Origin of the sequence: Pseudomonas juntendi (assembly GCF_021560075.1) — a bacterium.
GTDB classification, from domain to species: Bacteria; Pseudomonadota; Gammaproteobacteria; order Pseudomonadales; family Pseudomonadaceae; genus Aquipseudomonas; species Aquipseudomonas juntendi.
Genome location: NZ_CP091088.1, coordinates 4,704,400 through 4,725,772 on the forward strand (window position 1 = coordinate 4,704,400; position 21,373 = coordinate 4,725,772).

17 protein-coding genes, 1 other RNA gene and 1 pseudogene are annotated in these 21,373 nt (G+C 58.4%); 7 read left to right on the plus strand and 12 right to left on the minus strand.

The window, feature by feature from the left end; genetic code table 11:
* The first annotated feature begins 139 nt into the window (after positions 1-139).
* From L1P09_RS21810 to L1P09_RS21830, 5 genes are all read left to right on the plus strand, one after another.
* A complete protein-coding gene (locus L1P09_RS21810; protein ID WP_054904419.1) occupies positions 140-430 on the plus strand; it encodes a hypothetical protein in 291 nt (96 codons plus the stop codon).
* A 99-nt stretch (positions 431-529) separates the two neighbouring features.
* Positions 530-928, plus strand: a transfer-messenger RNA (tmRNA) gene (gene ssrA, locus L1P09_RS21815).
* 187 nt (positions 929-1,115) lie between these two features.
* The gene (locus tag L1P09_RS21820; protein ID WP_235768095.1) at positions 1,116-2,372 is read left to right on the plus strand and encodes an integrase domain-containing protein; all 1,257 of its coding nucleotides are present in this window, start codon (positions 1,116-1,118) and stop codon (positions 2,370-2,372) included.
* Between the two features lie 945 nt (positions 2,373-3,317).
* Positions 3,318-4,298 (plus strand): integrase domain-containing protein, encoded by a 981-nt coding sequence (locus L1P09_RS21825; protein ID WP_235768096.1) that lies wholly within the window; start codon positions 3,318-3,320, stop codon positions 4,296-4,298.
* On the plus strand, positions 4,295-4,582 hold the full coding sequence (locus L1P09_RS21830; RefSeq protein WP_235768097.1) for a hypothetical protein: 288 nt from the start codon (positions 4,295-4,297) through the stop codon (positions 4,580-4,582). Before L1P09_RS21825 ends, L1P09_RS21830 begins: the two co-directional genes overlap by 4 nt.
* Positions 4,583-4,766: 184 nt before the next feature.
* Here the strand turns inward: L1P09_RS21830 and L1P09_RS21835 are convergent, their stop codons facing one another.
* From L1P09_RS21835 to L1P09_RS21850, 4 genes are read right to left on the minus strand one after another with little or no spacing between them, the layout of a single operon-like run.
* Positions 4,767-5,999, minus strand: coding sequence for a restriction endonuclease subunit S (locus L1P09_RS21835; RefSeq protein ID WP_235768098.1), 1,233 nt, complete (start codon positions 5,997-5,999; stop codon positions 4,767-4,769).
* Positions 5,992-7,626, minus strand: a complete 1,635-nt coding sequence (locus L1P09_RS21840) for an HsdM family class I SAM-dependent methyltransferase (protein WP_235768099.1) — start codon at positions 7,624-7,626, stop codon at positions 5,992-5,994. Before L1P09_RS21840 ends, L1P09_RS21835 begins: the two co-directional genes overlap by 8 nt.
* The gene (locus L1P09_RS21845) at positions 7,620-10,730 is read right to left on the minus strand and encodes a type I restriction endonuclease subunit R (RefSeq protein ID WP_235768100.1); all 3,111 of its coding nucleotides are present in this window, start codon (positions 10,728-10,730) and stop codon (positions 7,620-7,622) included. Before L1P09_RS21845 ends, L1P09_RS21840 begins: the two co-directional genes overlap by 7 nt.
* 27 nt (positions 10,731-10,757) lie before the next feature.
* The gene (locus L1P09_RS21850; protein WP_235768101.1) at positions 10,758-10,964 is read right to left on the minus strand and encodes a helix-turn-helix domain-containing protein; all 207 of its coding nucleotides are present in this window, start codon (positions 10,962-10,964) and stop codon (positions 10,758-10,760) included.
* 838 nt (positions 10,965-11,802) lie between these two features.
* Here L1P09_RS21850 and L1P09_RS21855 point away from each other — a divergent pair.
* Both L1P09_RS21855 and L1P09_RS21860 read left to right on the plus strand, forming a co-directional pair.
* Complete coding sequence (locus L1P09_RS21855; protein ID WP_235768102.1) at positions 11,803-12,045, plus strand: hypothetical protein; 243 nt, start codon at positions 11,803-11,805, stop codon at positions 12,043-12,045.
* 16 nt (positions 12,046-12,061) lie between these two features.
* Positions 12,062-12,325 (plus strand): DUF3077 domain-containing protein, encoded by a 264-nt coding sequence (locus tag L1P09_RS21860; RefSeq protein ID WP_009683500.1) that lies wholly within the window; start codon positions 12,062-12,064, stop codon positions 12,323-12,325.
* 132 nt (positions 12,326-12,457) lie between these two features.
* Here the strand turns inward: L1P09_RS21860 and L1P09_RS26425 are convergent, their stop codons facing one another.
* The 8 genes and pseudogenes from L1P09_RS26425 to L1P09_RS21895 form a co-directional block, all read right to left on the minus strand.
* Positions 12,458-13,321, minus strand: a complete 864-nt coding sequence (locus L1P09_RS26425) for a methyl-accepting chemotaxis protein (protein WP_408005361.1) — start codon at positions 13,319-13,321, stop codon at positions 12,458-12,460.
* Positions 13,313-14,089 (minus strand): annotated as a pseudogene (locus tag L1P09_RS26430) (CHASE3 domain-containing protein); the annotation flags it as partial. The pseudogene L1P09_RS26430 and the gene L1P09_RS26425, both read right to left, overlap by 9 nt.
* A gap of 223 nt (positions 14,090-14,312) precedes the next feature.
* Entirely contained in the window at positions 14,313-16,706 is a 2,394-nt protein-coding gene (locus L1P09_RS21870; RefSeq protein WP_235768104.1) for a TonB-dependent siderophore receptor, read from the minus strand.
* A 116-nt stretch (positions 16,707-16,822) separates the two neighbouring features.
* The gene (locus tag L1P09_RS21875) at positions 16,823-18,766 is read right to left on the minus strand and encodes a response regulator (RefSeq protein ID WP_232893080.1); all 1,944 of its coding nucleotides are present in this window, start codon (positions 18,764-18,766) and stop codon (positions 16,823-16,825) included.
* Positions 18,756-19,604, minus strand: a complete 849-nt coding sequence (locus L1P09_RS21880) for a sensor histidine kinase (protein WP_144189331.1) — start codon at positions 19,602-19,604, stop codon at positions 18,756-18,758. The genes L1P09_RS21875 and L1P09_RS21880 overlap by 11 nt, the downstream gene beginning before the upstream one ends.
* Positions 19,597-20,610, minus strand: a complete 1,014-nt coding sequence (locus L1P09_RS21885; RefSeq protein WP_235768976.1) for an ATP-binding protein — start codon at positions 20,608-20,610, stop codon at positions 19,597-19,599. The genes L1P09_RS21880 and L1P09_RS21885 overlap by 8 nt, the downstream gene beginning before the upstream one ends.
* Entirely contained in the window at positions 20,607-21,011 is a 405-nt protein-coding gene (locus tag L1P09_RS21890) for an anti-sigma regulatory factor (RefSeq protein ID WP_029885914.1), read from the minus strand. The genes L1P09_RS21885 and L1P09_RS21890 overlap by 4 nt, the downstream gene beginning before the upstream one ends.
* Positions 21,008-21,370: an STAS domain-containing protein gene (locus L1P09_RS21895; protein WP_054905950.1), complete on the minus strand. Its 363-nt coding sequence runs from the start codon at positions 21,368-21,370 to the stop codon at positions 21,008-21,010. The genes L1P09_RS21890 and L1P09_RS21895 overlap by 4 nt, the downstream gene beginning before the upstream one ends.
* Between the last annotated feature and the right edge of the window lie 3 nt (positions 21,371-21,373).

Consider the following 21,373-nt stretch of genomic DNA (forward strand, 5'->3'; position numbering starts at 1 on the left):
CGGCTAAGCCGGTGTTCGCGGGCAAGCCCCCCTCTCGCAAACAACCCCGCCCCCGCGGCACGAACAAGATTGAACCCTTGCAAAACTGCCAAGGTCCATCCTTTAGGCCCACCTTCCCGAGGCCCCAGAGGAGACTCCCATGAAAGGTACCGCGCTTTCGGCCCTGTTCGCGGCCGCTACCCTGCTGGCTTCGCCGGTGTTCGCTGCTGACGACCTGTGCGCCATCAACCTGCAAAAAATCGACGACAGCATGGCCACCGCCGGCGCCACCTCCGAGGGCCTGGACAAAGCCTTGACCGAGCACGTCGACAAAGCCAAGGCTGCCCAGGCCTCGGGTGACACCAAGGAATGCATCGCCATCACCAGCAAAGTGCTGGAGCGCCTGGAAAAAACCGATAAAGGCAGCGGTACGGGCAGCGGCGGCGCCTAAGCCCTGCGCGGGCGACAGGACCAGCTGTCGACGTCGCCCGCACAATGGCGTATACTCCGGCTCACGTGCCGTAAGGTGCGTTAGCCAAGAGCTAGTGTAGGGGCCGATTAGGATTCGACGCCGGTAGCGAAACTCTAGGTGCATGCCGAGTTGGTAACAGAACTCGTAAATCCACTGTTGCAACTTTTATAGTTGCCAATGACGAAACCTTCGGCGCGGAGTGCAAGCTGGCTGCGTAAGCAGTCTTCTTGACCCGTTGCTTCTGGTAGCTTCGGCTCCAGCAATCACTAGGGGATGCCTGTAAACCCGAACTGATTGTCATACAGAACAGGATCGTCGCGTAGCACGTTGTGGGCGAAGCGACTAAAACTTACACAACTCATCCAAAGCACCCTGCCCGTCGGGCGGCTGCGGATTAAATCAGTAGACACGGCTAAGCATGTAGTACCGACAGCGGAGTACTGGCGGACGGGGGTTCAAATCCCCCCGGCTCCACCAAATGATCAATCAAAGACGTCCACGGACGTCTTTTTTTGTGCCTGAAAGCCAGTAAATACGCGGCCTCCAGCGCTTTTGCGGTCTTTCAAGAGTTTTTGAGTTCCAGCCATTCGGGTATTCCAGGCGGTATTCCAGCTCACCCGGTGCTAATCTTTGGAATACCGAATCAGTGCTTGAGGACAATCTCATGCCTGCTCAAAACCTCCGCCTCTCCGATCGACAGCTCAAGGGAGTCAAACCCGCGTCCAAGGATTACGTCCTCACGGACGGTGACGGTTTACAGCTCCGCGTACGCAGCAACGGCTCGTTGCTGTGGAATTTTAACTACCGCGAACCGGTGACCAAGAAGCGCATCAACATTGGCTTCGGGACCTACCCCGAACTGTCACTGGCGAACGCACGAAAGATGGCAGTAGATGCCCGCGAGCTGCTCGCCCAAGGCATCGATCCGAAGGTGCAGCGCAACACGCTGAATGAAGCCAAGCGCGCTGAGACGGAACACACCTTCGAGAACGTGGCTACCGCCTGGTTCGAGCTCAAGAAAGACTCGGTGACCCCGGCCTACGCCGAGGACATTTGGCGGTCGCTCACGCTGCATGTATTCCCAGACTTGAGGACAACACCACTGACGAAAATCACCGCGCCGATGGTGATCGCATTGCTTCGCCCAATCGAAGCGAAAGGCAGCCTGGAAACGGTCAAACGCCTTAGCCAGCGACTAAACGAGATCATGACCTACGGCGTAAACTCCGGCCTGATCTTCGCCAACCCACTCAGCGGCATCAGGGCGGTATTCAAGAAGCCCAAGAAAGAGAACATGGCTGCGCTTCCGCCCGAAGAGCTCCCCGAGCTTATGCTGGAGATCGCGAACGCCAGCATCAAACGCACCACCCGCTGCCTGATCGAATGGCAGTTGCACACGATGACTCGCCCAGCCGAGGCAGCGACTACTCGCTGGGCTGACATCGACTTTGAAAGGCGTGTCTGGACTATCCCAGCGGAGCGAATGAAGAAGCGCCGCCCACATAGCATTCCGTTGAGTGATCACGCTGTCGCACTGTTGGAGTCACTGAAGACTCACAGCGGCCATCGAGAATACGTCTTCCCGGCAGACAGAAATCCACGCACCCACGCTAATAGCCAAACGGCCAACATGGCGTTGAAACGCATGGGGTTTCAGGATCGCTTGGTCAGCCACGGAATGCGCTCAATGGCCAGCACCATCTTGAATGAACATGGGTGGGACCCCGAACTCATTGAGGTCGCACTGGCGCATGTTGACAAGGATGAGGTGCGCAGCGCTTACAACCGGGCCGACTACATAGAGCGCCGTCGACCTATGATGGCCTGGTGGAGTGAGTACATCCAGAAAGCCGCCACCGGCAGCCTGCTCGCCTCAGCATACGGCCAAGTCAGAGACAAAAACGTGGTGCCGATTCGCTAGCGCTGTACAGGCGCATGACGACGGCGACAGCAACTGAATGCTCAAGATTCAGGGCAAGCAGCCTCGTTTATCCGCTTGTCAGCGCGGGTCCATCCAAACAGGGCTGCAAAGCCGCCCTGTTTGGATGGACCTCATTTCGAAGAGCTAAAAGCCACGACGTTGTCCGGGATTTACCACGGAATTCCACCGGTGGATAACCGCTTTTCACGTCACCAAGAGCGCTGAATTTCTGCCCTTGACCGGGTTTATCCACAGGCGTAGAACTGGCCGTGCAAAGGCTGTCGATGACAGCACCCCAGGTGACCCGAACCTTAAAGGTCACGCCGCTCCCGCGGTGGTTCTCCCCAAAGGCGATTCGCATCCGGCAGCTCGCCCGGTCACCTCCAAGGTGATGGATGCTCTTACACCTATAGCGCTCGTGCGCCAGATACACCGTTCCTCGCTGCCCTGCAGCAACCTATCCGCTTGGCCAAATCTTGCGCCAACCTGTGCCCGTCTCTTTCTTCTGGAAAGAGACGGGCACTTCTACCACTGCTGCAGCCCTGATCGCACAAGGCTTTGCGGCATTCCCCCTCGTGACAATCGGCGTGACAAACGCCGATGTCACCAGCAACAGCGCTGTAGATGATGGTGCCGCAGACCACGGAATGGACTGCACCTGACTGACAGTCAGGTATGCCCCGGTCATCGCATTGCTGCTTGCACATGGCTCAAGATCTTCAGGCGCTGGCCTCGTCAGCCAGTGCTGCCTCCACCCGCCCACCGGCAACGGTGTACAGGAGGCCAGATCATGAGATGCCCTTGCTCCCGGACGTAAGGAGCCGCCAGTCCCGCGAAGAGGACATTCCCCACAGGTCGCAGGGGCCTTGATCCCTGATAACACTCAACATTCTTGGCGGGATGACGTGGGGCGAGGATCGAAGAGCGGACGATGAGGTGACCGACATGGCATTGGTGGGTAAACGCGATGGCCGTAATTTCGGCTACGGCAGGCAATTGAGCTACGCAGGTCCGCAAGCGCTGAAAGACATGTTCGGCGGCGGCCACTACGGCACGGTGAAGGCACACTGTGATCGGTGGCAGGCATTCGTGAAATGGTGCCGCTCCGAGCAAGGGCCGGGGATCAAAGATGCGCGGCACATTGATCGAAAGGTGTTGGCCGACTATGCGGCGTATCTGCGTGACCTGGTTAAGCACGGTGATCTCGCCGTCAGCACCGCACAAAACCGGCTATCCAGCGTTAACAGGACCATGGCAGCGCTTCGCGGTGATCAGTACGTAAAATTGCCCAGCCCGAGCAAGGCGTTGGGTATGCAGCGCACCGGAGTTCGACAATCGGTGCCGCAGGGCCAAGACCGCGAACAAGTTAAGCAGATCGTCGATACGCTTTGTAGTCGTGATCAGCTTCGAGCCGCCGCGATTGTTCTGCTGGCGCGAGCCACCGGTATGCGCTTACGTGAGGCTATCTTGGCTGACCTGCCACGGCTAAGCCGTGAGGCTAACGACCTAGGCAGGATTAACATTCAGGAGGGCACCAAGGGCGGCCGCGCCGGCGCCTCGGCGCCACGTTGGATAGCAGTGAACGACCATATACGTGGTGCACTTGGGTTCGCATGGCAAGCATCACCTGCAGGTAGCCGCAACCTAATTGCACCAAACGAAAGCTACCTGAATCTTATGCAAGAAAGCATCCGCCCTGCGCGAGACATCCTGCAAACACACAACCTCAAAGGCTTCCATGAACTACGAGCGGCCTACGCATGTGAGCGCTACGAGCAGATCACCCAGCACCCCGCGCCAATCAATGGGGGCCAATGTTGCCAGGTCGATAGGAACCTTGATCACGAGGCCCGGAGGCGAATCAGTTACGAGCTGGGGCACGGTCGGATCGACGTGGTCGCGGCCTACATTGGAGGACGGACATGAGCAAGCCATTCGATATGGAGCTGTTCTTGGCTGGCGTTCTGACCGGCTCGCACGCAACCAGGCAACGCCATTTACGACAAGCAAAGCTCATCCATGCCGAAATAACAGAACGCTGGCAGCTAGAGACGCCTTGGGCTTGGCAGAGAAAGCATGTGGTTTGGTTTCTTGAGCACCGCCTAGCAGAGCGATGCGAGCTGACCCGCTATTACTACCTGCTGACCGTGCGGCTGCTTGCTCGTCGCTTGAAAAAATCCTGGATCTTCGATCGCCAAGCGAAGACCTAATTTTGATATTCAAGACCGACCGCTTTCGCCCCATAACTGCCATCCGCGGATGGCAGCCACCAGCGATAAGCAGCCCTTATTCGCTACCCAGTACACGCCAACTCGTCAGCCATGCCAGCCAAACGCGAAGTTTGGCTAGAAACTGCGAATGTGCTTTAGTGATTTTCAGCCACGGTAGAATTCGTTACGCCACCGTGACCTGGCCGTTCATCAGCATGGGCAGCAGCCAGTCGCGGAGTTCTATGAGATGTTGGTTTTCCATGCTTCGAGTAAAAACCATCTGGTTATACCTCAACACTACCTTGTCATATTCCCTTAGTAACTCAGTCGGCGGATAGGCCAGTGGCAGTGAATATAGATCATCCTTGGTGATGGAACCAAACGTGGTCCCCTCACTGTTTCGCCTGTCGAAGACGGTCTTAAAATGTTGCATGACATAAAACAGGAATCCGTCAAATCCATCCCTGCTATTCAGCGCAGCCAGTCCACGCCCGATGCAACAGTCGAGGTGTGCAACATTCAAGTCTCCGACCGGGGCCCGGACGCTGAGCAGGATGTCACCTCGCTTCGCCATGCGCGCTGGTTGGGTCGTAAACTGGCGCACAGTTGGAAACTGCCAGCCAAAATCGGTAGACCCTTGAAAAAACTCCACCCCTTCTCCGGAATCGTTCAAGGACTCCCCAGATGGAGACTGCCCCATGGTTATATTGGCGACCTGGCTTAACTGCTTATCATTCCAACCAACAGGAATTTCCCGTTTCAGCGTGAAATTGTAGTACATCTTTCCGCCAGAGGACTTGTAGGGTTTACCGTTGGCATCAGGGTAGTCGAACTGTATAAACCAGTAGTCGTACAGCGTCTTAGCGATTGCATGCAACTCGGAATTTATGCGATTGTTGCAGTCGATTTTGGAATCGAGAGCAGAGAGGACTGCAGCGATCTTCTGCTGATAGCTCTTGTGGAATACAGGTATCTTTACCTGACCAAGAATCCCCTGATTAAGATTATTAATATTTGTTCCAGAGGACGATGATATTTGCGATTTAAAATTCTTCGTTTTTGTGTAATACGCAAAGAACAACCTATCGATATCCTCCGATATAAATCTTGCACGAATGCAGAAACCAGAAAATAGTGCATTGACGTCCTTATCAATGTATAGACTCCTCCCGACAAGCTCTTTGTTTCCATTCGATCTAACAAAAACAATGTCCCCTTGCTGAAGATAATCATCCTCCTTAGCAATTCCATCAGGATTTATTTCTGACAAGGTCTCATAATTTGGTGAAAAACGGTTCTGAAAATCTGGCACGCCAACCAGCAGACAACCTTTACCGCGGCTCTCCTTCCCAAAGTTAAGTCCGTTTCTAAAAATAGCAACCTTGCCAAGTGGCAGGTATTTTAGAACCCTACTCATAGCTCAACCCCGCCATCTGCTTCTGAATCTCCTGCTCAAGCCCTGCCGACTCCTTGAACAACTCATCCAGATTGGCACTAAACCCCCGCAATTTCGAGGCGAACTGTGCTGGCGTCAGATCGGTGTACTCAATTTTGACGTCGAAATACTGTCCGGCACTCAAGCTATAGTTCTTGGCAGCTACGGCTTCATAGCTTACTACTACCGAGAAATCCTCTAGCTCTTCTTTGCCATTGAAGGTGGCGATGATGCGGTCTTCTTCGGTTTCCGATAGCAACGTCTTCTGGTTTTTGCCGTCTTTGACCTTGGTGCCCAGGCTAGAAGCATCGATCAGCACCACGTCGTCCTGGTTGGTGGAGTCGATAAATAGGATGGATACGTTGGTGCCGGTAGTGGCGAAAATATTGCTGGGCATGGAGACAACGCCGGCCAGCAGTCTGTTATCCACCAAATACTGGCGGATACCCTTGTCGATTCCACTTTGCGCGGTGATAAAGCCGGTGGGCACTACCACAGCCGCTTTGCCTCCAGGTTTCAGTGAATGGATTATGTGCTGCAGAAAGAGCAGATAGATGGCCATCTTATCTTTTTCTTTTGCCGGGACTTTTGGCACCCCCGCGAAGAAGCGCTCTTGGTGTTCATTACTGTCCAGCTCGTTGCGAAAATCGCTGAAATCCATCTTGAACGGTGGATTGCTGACGATGTAATTAAACTTCTTGAGCGTCTTGCCTTCCCGATGGTAGGGATGAAGCATAGTGTTGCCCTGGATGATATTCGGGATGGAGTGCACCAGGTTGTTGAGGATTAAATTCAGGCGTAGCAGACTGGATGATTTTTGCGAGATGTCCTGCGAATAGATGCTGCATCGCTGCTCGCCGATGGCGTGGGCGATGCTCATCAACAGGGTACCGGAGCCAGCGGAAGGGTCGTAGCAGCTTACGTTCTTTATTTTGCCACGGACATTCTCCGGCACTAGGATAGCGGCCATGATGTTAGCTACAGAGTGTGGCGTGTAGTACTCGGCGTATTTACCGCCGCTGTTGCTGTTGTAGTCCTTAATCAGGTATTCGAAGAGTGCGGCGTAGAAGTCGTACTTCTGGGTAAAGATACGCTCGAAGCTGAACTCCACCAGCTTGTTGATCAGGGCGCGGCAAAAATTGTCGCGCTTGGATGGGTCGGAGACGTATTCGCTGACGCGGTCAAACAGAGTGACCTTGTTTCCGCCACCGGTTTTCACCGCAAAGATGTCATTGTTGGTAATGGCGATGTCGCGCAGAGTATCGTCAAATAATTTGGCGAATTCAGGTTCATTCTGCCGACCGAACAGATGGGCGAGAAAGTGTTCAGGCTTCAGACGTGGAGTGTCCGGCCCTAACTGCAATTGCAGCATTTCCAATTCATCAGCCCGGAGACTCGCCATGGCCTGCTCCCACGTGAGAGCTTGACTTAGCTCGGGGCGAATTTTCTTGGCCTCGAAAGTGAACTTGTCGTTGAGAAACTTATAAAGAAAGACCTGGGTGATGATCTTGAATTCGTTGCCATCGTTACCTAAACCATAGGAAGCGCAGATGGCTTTAAGGCTGTCGATCAGTCGGCGAGTGCGTTGCTCAAATTGCTGCGTTACCACGTACGTGTTCCTATTCGGGCGCCTGAGGCAAATTCATTGATGTATTCGGAGACCACCAATTGGTTGATGGTGCGAGAAGCGTCTGGAGTAAGGTGGATTTTCTGGCGGTTTTGGAATTCACCAATCACCAGCGGCATCATCATCCGCTCGAAGTAGCTCTCGTTATTCACTAACTGGGTGTTCTGCAGCACCTGCTCGTCGGCCGCCTGTTTGACGCCAGAGAGAGCCTCAAACAGCCGGCGTTCGGTTTGCGTGAGGCCACCACGCTCTTGCAGGCGCTTGTGGGTGCGGGTGTATTTCGCATCGCCCTGATACTTGGCACGCAGCAGGTTGTTTTGTCGATTGAGCTCTTTGACTTGGTCATGAATCGCGTTGAGCGCGCTGATATTGGCGATCATTTCGTCCTGGGTGACTTCGTTAAGTTTCTTCTTCTTGAACAGCCGCTCCAGCTCCTCCCTTAGAGTAATAAACTTAGGGTCTTGCTGGTCGAAATTGTCGGCCAAGGCTTCGCGGGTTTGGCGCAGAGTGTTCTTGAGCTTGTCAGCCAGTACCAGCTCTTCCTCCCGGATCTTGGTGAACATGAACAACACATCTTCCAGCGCCACGTTGAGCAGGTTGCTGGTGTCAGTACTGGATTCGATGCTCTCTTTCAGGTTAAGCAAGTCGAGATGGTTGCAGGTTTCGCGGTAGAGCTGGTTGAGCTTCCGGAAATCAAGCTGGTGCAGGAGCTTGTAGTCGCCCTGCAGGCGAATCAGGTTATAAAGGCTGCGGGCGTCGGCCAGTGCCTTCCTGAGCGCCAGCACCGTGGTGCGGTCCTGGATTTGGGTGATCTGCCGCGAAAACTCTTCGGCGTTTTCAATGTTGAAGCTAAACAGGATGTCCTTGATCGCTTCGATTTCCTCAGCGATTTCTTCAGCGGATTTGAACAAATTGGAGTAGTGCTCGACCTCGTCGCCCAGCTCGGCCTGCAGCTCGTCGAAATAGGCCTTGTTGGTGGTGTCGAACTCCTTGCGGATGTCGGCGAAATCGACCACGTAGCCGTAGCGAAAATCCTTGTAGGTACGATTGACGCGTGTGAGCGCCTGCAGCAGATTGTGTGAACGGATCACCCGGCCGAGGTAGAGCTTTTTCAGGCGCTTGGCATCGAAGCCGGTGAGCAGCATGTTGTAGACGAACAGTAGGTCGATCTTACCTGCCTTAAAGTCTTCCACCCATTGCTTGCGCTCTTCCTTACTGCCTATGTCGTGCAGGATCAGTGCGGCAGTTTTGACGCGATTTTCCTGCAGGCTGCGTGCGGCATAGCTGCCCGGCTGCGCGGCGGCGATCAAGGCTTGCGAGGAATCCTTTAGGTTGGGACTCGGCTGGCCCTGCTTGGCATATACATCACTGAATATCTCGAACATCTGCCGGGCCTGTTCGGCGCTATCGCAGATAACCATCCCGCCGATGCTGGCGTCGGCCAGCGCACCGCGGCTCTTTTCGAAATCACGCACGATGTATTCGAGCATAGGCTCGACAAACTTCGGGTGGGAGTAGACAAGCTTGCGGTCAATGTCACCTTGTCGCAGCTCTACAGCGGCAAGCGCCTCCTGAAGGACAAGTTTGTAGTTGGTGGCGATTTCTTCACGGATCAGTCGCAGGGTGTAGCCGTCCGCGATGGATGCGTTGTAGTAGTACTTGTGGATGTAGTCACCGAACAGGGCACGGGAATTGCGATCATCACCTAACAATGGTGTGCCGGTAAGACCAATCTTGATGGCTCTGCGGTCTGACTGGCTGAGGTTGGCGAGGAAACTACCCTGCGGGTTGTAGCTGCGGTGCACCTCATCAAGGAAGTAAACGCGCTGGATGTTGACGTCGTAGTCCTCAGTACGCACCACGTCCGGATCATCCTGGAATTTCTGGATGTTGACCACGGTGATCTCTGGCCTACCGCTGTGGTTGTGCAACACCTGGGTGGCCTTGATGTCGTGAGCGAAGGCTTCACGACTATCAATGCTGTGTACGATTAACCCACGCCCGGAAAATTCACGCTGGGCCTGGGTGAGCAGATCGAGCCGGTCGACGATGAAATAGAACTTAGGAATGATGCCCTGACGCTGAAAATAATCCGTCAGAAAGCGGGTGTTGTAGAAAGCAAGCGCGGTCTTGCCGCTACCCTGGGTGTGCCAGATGATGCCGTTGCGTACATCAGCGTCGAGCTTCTTCTCAATCGCCTTAGTGGCGAAAAGCTGCGGGTAGCGCATGACATGCTTTTGCAGGCCGTCGGCCTCGTTCACGTAGACGAGCGAAAAACGCAGCAGAAAGGCCAAGCGTTGACGGCTGAACAGTGAGGTGCAGATACGGTTGGTCGGCGCATCGGGATCCTTGTTACTGAGAAACTCCGGACTGTGCTTGATGACGTTGAGATTGTTGTCGCGCAGCACCGCATTCTCGATATCGTCATTTTCTGCGGCCAGCAGCTCGTCCAGATTCAACGCTTCCTCTTCACGGAAGTAGTTGAAAATTGGCGAGTCATACGAAGGGCTGGCATAGAAGGCCCCTTCGATTGGCTGCGGCGAGCCGTCTTCATATTCCATGTTGTTGGAGAAGACCATCAACTGGGTAATGTTGATGAAACGACGGAAGCGCAGATTGCGGCAGCGCGTGATGATGCGGTTGCGCTCGGCCAGCACGCCTTCGCGGTTATTGGGTTTCTTGACCTCGATAAAGGCCAGCGGCATGCCATTGATAAGCAGGGTGATGTCCGGTCGGAACTCATCATCACCATTTCGGCATGGAAGCTCGGTCACAACGTGGAAGCTATTGTTGTCGAAGTTCTCGAAGTCAATCAGTCGAGGTCCTGAGCGCGCGGTGAGCCTATCGAAGAAGGCCTGACCTAGGTCCTCGTTATCTAACAGGAGCTTGACCTCGGCCAGCAGGCGGTCGATGTCATCGGCCTCCACGCCAGGGTTAATCCTGGCCAAAGAAGAACAAAAAAGCGCCGGAAAGATATTGGTTTGTTCATCCCAGGAGGCACCTTTCAGGGAAAGGTAGCTGTAGCCCAGGCGAACCAGATGCAAGATGCAGGGGATCTTGACGCGCGAATCTTCACTGAAAACCATCAGGGGTGCTCATCCTTATGCAATGCGCTAGTTGTGTTGCGCTGCGGTTTCGGAGGCATCATCCGCCCCACCAGCCCGTACCCACTCATCCACCTCGGAGAGCTGGAACTTCCAGAGTCTGCCAATGCGATGAGCCGGCATGCCCCGCCGTTCACGCCAACGATAGACCGTGTCTTTGGCCACCCCCAAATGAAGGGAGACCTGCTCAGCAGTGACCCAAGGTTCGGTGCTCATAGCTCAGCCTAACGCTCTCATAGTCGTTTTAAATCGGCTGAAGTCTACCAGCACGAGCTTCACACGCACAGGTCTGAATCTGGATCCCCGCAGTCACCTATGCTTCGTGCTAGGGAAGCGCACACAAGACGGTCGTCAGAGTGAATGCAAACGGGAGGCTAAGCTGAATGAGGAATTCCAACTGGTATTCCAAGCTAAAAATAAAAATCTAAATTAACTTTTTGATCAATAGCTTGTGCAATTGATTCAAATCCCCCCGGCCCACCGAATTCCAAAAAAGAAGGCGCCCCAGGGGGTAATCTCGGTCAGTTAAGCCTTCGTTGCAGCCATTGGGCTGCTTCGCAGCCCATCGCCGGCAAGCCAGCTCCCACAGCTACCGCGCAAAGCTCGAGGCCTGCACTACTTCTGTGAGAGCCCAGCTCGCCGGCGATGTGCCGCAAAGCGTCCCCAATCGCCCAACTGACCAACATTAACCCCCGGGCGCCTTTTTGTGCCTGTGGTTGACTGACCCGGTGCCAAAAGATCAGATTTAACCCCTTCCGCGTAGGACGTTTCCCAAACATACTCCCTGCGCCTGTTTTCCGTTGCGGTCGCTATTTCAGGGTTTTAGGCTCGTTGGGTCGTTGCTCATCAACGACCGGGTTTAGCCGCCTGAAATCGTCGGACACCGCAGCAGTGCAATACCGAGTAATCGGTATTGGCGCCTTATGGCGGCTGTGCGTGGGGCACCTTCGGGTGCGCCGGGTGCCTGACGTCCCGGTCGGCTAACCCGCGTACAGCTGCCACCCAACTGTTTAGCCGCGGTAGGTGGTTGCTCCACTACGACAGGAGCCACACCATGCTGAAGATAGTCCCCGACCCACCCCACCTCCCCCACTCCCTGGAAGACACCATCCTGCTCGCAACCGACTACGCGCTCTGCGCCGAAGCCGTTGCCCAGCAAGCAATGCTGATGCAACCCAGATCACCCGCCTCCGTGTTGATCATGGCCTCGATGCACGAGCTGGAAACACTCCGCCGTTTGCTCGAATCGGCACTGGCGCAAATACAACGGCCAGCCGACCCGCAAACCATGCATTGACCAGGGGTATTGCTCGATGACCACCGAAAACACCCAATGCACTGTCGGCAAAACCATCTTCTTCCAAGGTGAAAACCAAACCCACCCGCTGTTCCGCATCGAACCGGGCATCCCCTGCCAGAACGCCCGTGAACAAGCGTCGGAGCTGATGGGGTATGCGCGGGACTTGACCATTGATGGGTTGATGGAAGACAAGCCGAAGCTGATCTGGGCAGCGCACTATCTTTGCGCTCTGGGGAAAGCCCTGCTGGATGATGCGGAATTGGGAATGATGCGCTGAACCTCAAGGCCAAAGGCGATAGAAGTCAGTCGGCTCGCAGCTATCAATCACTGACGCTATCGCCCGCCAAGGGCCCCTGTGCGCACGGCGAATGAGGACGTCGCACGCGCAGGGGCATCACCCCCTAACCCCTCAAATCCGAAATACCCCCACCTGCCCGTACAACCCTTGCGCCAACCGCTGCAAGGCCCCCGCCGTCTCGGCCGTCTGCTCCACCGCCTGGCTATTCTGCTGCGACATCTGCGCAATCCGTTCAACGTTGCGCGCCACATCCTGGCTAGCCGCGGTCTGTTCCCGCAGTGCCAGGGAAATCTGATCCACCATGCGCACCACGTCCCCCGAAGACTGCCGAATGCTGACGATCGCCTCCCCCGCTTGTTGCGCCAGGGTCACACCGCCTTTGACCTGCTGCACACCCACCTCCATCTGCCCCACGGCATCGCGGGTGCCGGACTGGATGCGTTTGACCATCTCGGTAATTTCCTGGGTCGAGTTGCCGGTGCGTTGTGCCAGCAAGCGTACTTCGTCGGCCACCACCGCAAAGCCCCTGCCCTGCTCGCCGGCGCGGGCGGCTTCGATAGCGGCGTTCAGGGCCAGCAGGTTGGTTTGCTCGGCAATGCCGCTGATCACGCTGACAATGCTGCTGATCTGCTCGGCATGGCTGTCCAGTTCGCTGATCTGGCCGGCAGACGCTTCTACGGTCTGGGCGATCTGGTTCATGCGCGCCAGCGTTTCCTGAATCACGCTGCCGCCTTCGCTGGACTGGCGACCCGACTCGCTGGACTGGGCATGCGCTTCCACCGCATTGTCAGAGACATGGTTGATACTCACGGTCAGCTCCTCGACCGTGGCCGCCATCGAGGAGGCCGAGCTCGACTGTTCCTGGGCTGACGCGGAGAGCTGTACCGATGCCGCCGAAATATTATCGGCAGCCCCCACCAGTTGTTCGGCACTGGCCCTGATCTCGCCAATCATGGTGCGCAGGCGCTCTTGCATGGCCACGAATGCTTGTTGGAGGGTGCTGACTTCATCCGTACCTTCAATGGCAATGGTGTTGTCCAGGCGCCCGTCAGCGATGTTGCGCGCCAGCGCTACAGCTTCACCCAAGCGGTGGGTGAGGGTTCTTGCGAGGAATGTGGCGATCAGCACAGCCAGGATTGCAGCCACCAATCCCCCGGAGATCAGGATGGTGAAGGCGGTGGCTTTTGCCTGGTCCATCAGCAGGCTGCGCTCGTCCTGCAGGGATTTCTCGGCTGCCTGGAATTCGTTGATCACGGCGCGCATGGCGTCCATTTTGGCTTTGGCCTGGCCCGAGCTTATCTGGCTGACCAGCGTTGTCAGCGGCGCGCGGTCAGCATTGACCTCGCGACGCAGGTTCACGCTGGTTTGCATGTCTTGCTGCAGCCACTGATGGTAGAGCTGTTGCAGATGGGCCAGCCGGGCTTGCTGCTGGGGGTTGTCGGCGGTGGCCTGCTTCAGGCGATTGAGCGCGTCGGTGAACGCTTCTTCGCCTGTGTGCATGGGCTCAAGGAAGCTGTCCTGGCCGGTGAGGGCAAAACCGCGCATGGCGGTTTCTATGTCTACAAGGCTGTTGAGGATGCTGCTGGAGCTGTTGAGCACGTCGTAGCTGTGGATGTTGCGCTTCACGCTGCTGCTGACCTGGTCGAAGCCTCGCAAGGCAGTCAATACCAATACGGCGATGATGAGCAGTACAAGACCGAAACCGGTGTACAGTTTTTTCGAGATACTGAGATTGTTGAGCATCGTGAGGGCAACCCTTCAAGGCCTGGCTGGACGCTACGCTGGGTCCCGTGCACAGGGTTGCGGACGGGTTTTCGCGTAGTGACGTTTTGATATCAGGCCTATGATTATCTTGTACAGGAAAAGTTCTTTGTACAATTTTATTTGATTGGGCGATGCGAGGGTTGGATTGGGAGGGGGGTCACCCAGCTCTGGGGCTGGGTGACGATCATGAGCCTGGGCTGGCTTACCAGCTGTAACTCAACTTGGCGGTCACTTCCCGCCCTGGGTTGTAGTAATCGGCCGTACCCGAGCCCACTACATGCTGCTCGTCGAACAGGTTGCTGACATTCAGCGCCAGGTCGGTGCCCTTGGCGATCTTGTAGTTCAGCGCAGCGTCGAACAGGGTGGTGCCGTCGCTTTTCTTGGTGTTGGCCGCGTCCATGAAGTAACCGCCCACGTACCGCGCCCCCAAGCCCACGCTCACGTCGGTGTCGGGTATGTCGTAGTAGCTCCACAGCGAAGCCGTATGCTTGGGCGCAACGGTGAACGCTTTGCCTTTGAGCGAGCTGCCGTCATACAGCGAGCCGCGCAGCACTTCGGTGTCCATGTACGAATAGGCCCCGATCAGGCTGAGGTTCTGCGTGACCTGGGCCTTGGCTTCCAGGTCCAGGCCGCGCGCGCGGGACTCGCCCACGGTTTGCTGCTCGATGATGCCGCTGGGCAGCACCACGGCGATGGTGACGTTTTCCTGGGTCAGGTCGTACACGGCGGCCGAGAACATCGCATCCATGCCCAGCGGCGAGTACTTCACGCCCACTTCGTACTGCCTGCCGGTCTGCGGGGTAACCCCTACCTGCGGCGGCGAAACCGATTCCACCATGCTGACGTAGGTCGACACTTCATCGTTGACGATGTAGGTCAGTGCACCGCGGTAGGAGGTTTCCGAGAAGGTGTCGCTCTGCCTGTTCACACCCCCCACATACTCGGTGCTGGTCAGGTCCATCGAGTCATTGCGCATACCCACGGTGGCAATGACGCGGTCGTAGAAGGACAGGTTCTGCTGCAGGAACACGGCCTTGGTGGTGGCGTCGTTTTTCTCGCGGCTATACGGCGTGATGCCGCCGGGTACGCCGGTGAACACGGGGTTGGCGATGTCTATCGACGGCGCCTGGCTGTACACCGAGCGCTGTTTGTTGGTCGAGTCCAGGTATTCCACGCCCACCAGGGTGCTGCTGTCGATGTGCTCGAACTGGGCATCGTACTGCAGCATCAGGTTGCCATTGAGCTGGTCCGCGTCGCTGTCGGTGCCGAACACGTAACGGGGGATCACGGTACCCACCCGCTCGGCGCTGTCGCTCAGGTAAACGTAGCCGAAGTCATCGCTCAGCTCGCTGTAGCGCAGGTTGCTGCGCAGGGTGAAACCGTTGTCGAAGTCGTGGGTGATGCTGCCGCTGAGGCTGGTGCGCTCCACATCGTGGAAGTTGTAGCCGGGCTCGCCGTAGAAATCGCTGCGGTCGTATTCCTTGTCCAGCGGGTAGCCACCGCTGTTGGGCGAGCTGTTGGTCTTGAGGTAATCGAGAATCACCGTGGCCGAGGTGAAGTCGCTGGGCGCCCAGGTCAGGCCGCCCATCACGAAGCGGTTGTCGTCTTGCGAGTGGTCGTACTCGCGGTCGCTGTTCTGCAGCTTGGCCGTGAAGCGGCCGGCCAGGGTCTGCTCGTCGTTCAGGGCATCGCCCACGTCAATGCCGGTCTCGGCATGGTCGTAGGAGCCGTAGGTCACGTAGCCCTGGCCGAACTTCTCGAAGCGCGGCTGTTTGGTCACGAAGTTCACCGAGCCGCCCGGGTCTGCCGGGCCGAACAGGGTGGAGTTGGCGCCGCGCAGAATCTCGATGCGCTCATAGGCATAGGGGTCTTCGCGCACACCGCGCATCGAGCTCAGGGTAAGGCCGTCGCGGTAGGTGGTGGCCTGGAAGCCGCGGATCTGGAAGTAATCGTTGCGGTCGTCCGAGCCGTAGAAGTCGCTGACCACGCCCGGGCTGTACTGCAACGCTTCCTCGGTGGTGCTGACGCTGCGCTGCTCCATTTCCTTGCGGGTCACCACAGACACCGAGGCCGGGGTGTTGAGGATGCTGGTGGCCACCTTGCCACCGACCCACAGTTCCTTGGCCACCACTGAATTGAGGTCGTCATCGGCGCTGGCCTTGACCTTGGCATTGATGATGACCGGCGCCAGCCGGTAATCCTCGGTCGCACCCAGCTCCAGCGGGCCGGCAGCCGGCGCTTGCGCAATGATCTGGTAGGCCTGCGGCCCTTGCTGTTCAACCTGCAGATCGGTCCCCTGCAACAGCGCCGACAACGCGGCGGGCGTCGCCAGGCCGCCCTGCACGCCCGGGGTGGTGCGGTTGGCCACGGTCTGCGCGTCGAAGGCCAGGCTCACACCCGCCTGCCGGGCAAAACGGTCCAGCGCAGGTGCCAGCGGGCCAGCAGGGATGTTCCACTGCTGCAGTTGCAGGGCGTGATCAGCGCCAGCAGGTTGTGCCAGCGCTGGCAATGCCGGGCTGCTGACAACCAAACCCAGAATCGCCGCGTGCATGGCACGGCTGAGGGGGTGGCGCTGTGGAACCGGTGTCGAACTCATTTTCTCGCTCCGTAGAGGGTCGGCGGCTGGCCTGTATTCCGGCCTTGTGCAAAGGCCGAACGAGAATGAGAAAACACCTCATTTATTTTCAGAAAAAATGGACGGGGGTAATTGCCTCAGCGTGTACCGACCGCCTGGCGCACTTTCACCAGCAGCTCATAGAGCTGAAACGGCTTCACCAGCATGTCCATGCCCGCACCGAGAAAGGCCTGGCGGTCCTGGGCCGCATCGGCGTACCCGGTCATGAACAGCACCGGCAACTGGGGCCGGTAGCAACGCGCCAGGTCGGCCAGTTCGCGGCCGCTGAGGGTCGGCAGGCCAACATCGGTCAGCATCATGTCCAGGCTGGCGTCGTCGCGCAGGTGCCGCAACGCCTCGTCAGTGGTGGTGGCCACCGTACAGCGGTACCCGGCATCGGTCAGCGCTTCTGCCACCGCCACCTGCACCGAGGCCATGTCTTCCACCACCAGCACGTGCTCGCCATTGCCTTGCAGGTTCTGCACGCTGGCCGGCTCCACCGCGACCGCTGCCTCCGCGCTGGCCGGCAGCAACAGGGTCACCTCCGTGCCCTGCCCCACCACGCTGCTCAGCAGCACATGCCCGCCGGACTGCCGGGCGAAGCCATAGATGGTCGACAGCCCCAGCCCGGTGCCCTGCCCCACCGGTTTGGTGGTGAAGAACGGGTCGAACACCTTTTCCAGCAGCTCCGGCTCGATGCCGCTACCGTTGTCGCGCACGTTGACGGCAATGTAATGGCCGTCTGCCAGGTCGGGGTTGCCCTGCGACCAGGTGGCTGCGGTGTTCACCCAGATCCGCCCCCCCTTGGCCAAGGCATCACGCGCATTGATCACCAGGTTGAGCACCGCGCTCTCCAGTTGCACCGGGTCGACCAGGGCGATGGCCGGGTGGGTCGACAGGTCCAGGGTAAGCTTGATGCGCTCGCCGATGGTGCGGTTCAGCAGCTCTTCCAGCGAGCGTACATGCTGGTTGACGTCCACCGGGCGGGTATCCAGTGGCTGCTGGCGCGCGAAGGCCAGCAACCGGTGGGTCAACGAGGCCGCGCTGGTGGCTGAACTGAGTGCGGCTTCGGCGTACCTGGGCACTTTCTCGATACGGTTTTCCGCCACCCGTTTGCAGATCAGCTCCAGGCTGGTGATGATGCCGGTGAGCAAGTTGTTGAAGTCGTGGGCAATGCCGCCGGTCAGGCTGCCCAGGGCATCCATTTTCTGCAGTTGCAGCAGTTGCGCTTCGGTGCGTTCGCGCACCGCGACTTCCCGCGCCAACTGGTTGGTGGCATCGTCCAGGCGGGCCAGGTGGGAGCGCTCCCGGTGGCGGTGCTCGGTGATGTCCTCGATGAACACCAGGCACAGCCCTGGCGCCTGGTAGGGCGACAGTTGCCACTCGGTTTCGCGTACATGCCCGTGCACCAGCATGCTCAGGGTGCCCTTCCAGCGCTCGCCAGCCGCCAGGTGCCGGCGCAGGTCAGCCAACGCTGGCTCCTGGCCGCTGGCAAAGCATTCCAGCAGTTGCCCGGGGTTGCTGTTTTCCTGGGTCAGGTGGCTGAATGCCTGGTTGCACTCGTGCACCTTGAACTCGGCGTCGAGCACCGCGATGGGCGCTGATACACCGGTAAATATCTCGCGAAAGCGCGCCTCACTCTGGCGCAGAGCGCGCTCGGCGTCCCGCACCCGCAACAGGGTACGCAAGGTTGCCAGCAACACATCCGGGTCTACCGGGTGCACCAGGTAGGCATCGGCGCCAGCGTTCAAGCCGGTGATGATGTCACCGCTCTGGATCGACGCGGCCGACACGTGAATCACCGGCAACAACGCCGTGCGGGCATCTTCGCGCAGCAACCGTACGATATCGAACCCGCTCATGTCGGGCAGGTTCACGTCCAGGATCAAGGCATCTATCTGCTCGTCGCGAATCAGCGCAAGGCCTTCACCGCCGGTGCCTGCCTCCAGCACTTCGTAGCCGTGCACTACCAGGCGCCGGCGCAGTGCGTAGCGGGTGGCGACGTTATCGTCCACGATCAGCAAGCGCACCTCAGGTTTCATCGGCGTTCTCCTGAGCCAGGGCCAGAGGAATCACCACGAAGAAGGTAGAGCCTTCCCCTGGTTCACTGTGCACCCCCACCTCGCCACCCAGCAGCATGGCAAAGCGCTTGCACAACGACAGACCCAGGCCAGTGCCGCGAAAGCGCTTCTGCAGTGGCGAATCTACCTGGGTGAAATCTTCGAACAACGTATCCAACAGCTCTGCTGCAATGCCAATGCCGGTATCACTGACGGCAAAGCGGATGCGGTCGTCGCCATACAGCTGGGCCGACACCCGCACCTCACCCTGGGCGGTGAACTTCAGCGCGTTGGAAATGAAATTGCGCAGAATCTGCGCGAGCTTCTTGTCATCGGTGTACAGCCGCGGCAGCCCTGTAGGCTCCTCGAAGATAAGGTCGACTGCAGTAGCGTCGACAATCGGCCGGAACATGCCGCGCAAGGCCGCGAACAGATCGAGCATGTCAAACCAGGCCGGCGAGATGCTGATGCGCCCGGCTTCGATCTTGGCAAGGTCGAGCAGGTCGTCGACCATGTCGGACAGCTCGCGGGTGGCGGTGCTGATGAAGGTGACCTGGCGGTGCTGTTCAGCCGACAGCGGCCCGTCGAGCTCGTCGGTAAGCAGGCCGGTGATGCTCAGGATCGAACCCAGCGGCGTGCGGAATTCGTGGCTCATGTACGACAGGAAGCGGCTTTTCAAGTCCGACGCCTGGCGCAGCTGTTCGGCCTGTATGTCCAACTCGGCGTACAGGGCCAGCACGCCCTGGTTGGTTTCTTCCAGTTCGGCACGCAGGGCATCGTTTTCTGCCTGCAGCCGGGCAATTACCTCTGCATCAGCCATGCGCCGCCTCCAGGTCGATGACCAGCACGGTTACATCATCCCGGCCCCGGCAGAAGTCGCGGTGCAGCACTGCCGCGATCACGGCCGGGTGGCGGTGCACCAGGCCAGGGTAATTCTCAAGATTCCAACGGGACTGCAAGCCGTCGCTGTACATGATCAACAGTTTTCCATTTGCATGAGCGTAGTCAAATACCTGGGCTTTTCTATACTGGCCGCCAACGATGCCGGGCAACGAAGCCAAACCACGCACCTGGGTGGCGCTCACCAGGCTGGCGCCGATATTGCCGATGCCGGCAAAACCGAGGTGGTCGCGGGCACCGTCATAGCATGCTATCGCCACCGCGCCACCACGGCTGCCATTCATGGCATGGTGCATGGCCTGCAATTGCTCCAACTGGCCGGCGAACGGGGCCTGGGCAAACACTGCCGCGCCCGCGCTGGCTGCAGCCTGGGCATCCACACCGTGGCCCAGGCCGTCGATCACCAGGGCGCTGATACGCTGCCCTTCGATCGCCAGGTGCCAGGTATCGCCACAGGCGGGGTCGCCGTGCAGGGCATGCTGGCTTACCCCCACGCGCAAGTCTGGCGCGTGGTCGCGCTGGGCGTGCACGCGCGCCAGCACCACCGCGCCGCGCGCATCGGCGTACACATCGAATACCTGGGCCATGCGCGCCAAGGCCCCCAGGCCGATACCCTGGGTGCCTGCGGTTGAATAACCGTCGGTCAGGCAGGCCTGTGCATCGAAGCCCTGGGCACGGTCCGCCGTGAGCAGTTCAATGGCATAACCCCCGTGCTCACGGGGCAGCACCCGCAGGTGCAGTTCACCGCAGCCTGCATGCTTGAGCACGTTGCTGCACAGCTCGGTGGCCAGCAGCGCCACACGGCCGCAGTCCTCTTCGTCAAAGCCGTGCCGCTCGGCCAGCTTTTGTGCGGTACGCCGGGCGTGGCCAACATCGCTCGGGTCTGCCAGGCCCATCACCTGGGTCTGGCTGGCAAACAGGTTCATGCCCATCGGGTGATCGTCACGCGTGTGCCCTGCCCTGGCGCGGTGTCCAGTTCAAATTCATGGACAAGCCGCCGAGCGCCGGTCAGGCCCAGGCCCAGGCCACCGCCCGAGGTCCAGCCGTCAGTCAGCGCCAACTTGATGTCGGGGATGCCGGGGCCCTCGTCGCGGAACAACAGGCGCAAACCGGTGCGCCCGCCATCCTCCAGTACAGCCCAGTCCATGTCGCCACCGCCGCCATACACCACCGTATTGCGCGCCAGTTCACTGACTGCCGTCACCAGCTTGGTCAGGTCCACCAGGCGCATGCCGCATTCGCCGGCCAGCTTGCGCGCCAACTGACGCGCCAGTACCACATCCTGTTCGATTCGCACCGGTTGGCTGCCGCTTTCGCGCACATTCATTTTTGGCTCACTCGTTGACGCAGCACTTGCATGCCACGCTCCACATTGAGCGCCGTACTCACGCCCGGCAGGGTAAGGCCCAGTTCGACCAAGGTAATGGCCACGGCCGGTTGCATGCCGACCACCATGGTTTCGGCATCAAGAATGCGTGACAGGCCAGAAATGCTGGCGATCATCCGGCCGATGAACGAGTCGACCATGTCCAACGCGGAAATATCGATCAACACGCCCCGGGCCGAGGTACTGCTGATGCGCTCGGTAAGGTCTTCCTGCAGGGTCAGCGCCAGCTGGTCGTGCATGTCGACCTGAATGGTCACGAGCAGGAACTCGCCCATCTGCAGGATCGGGATACGCTCCATGGG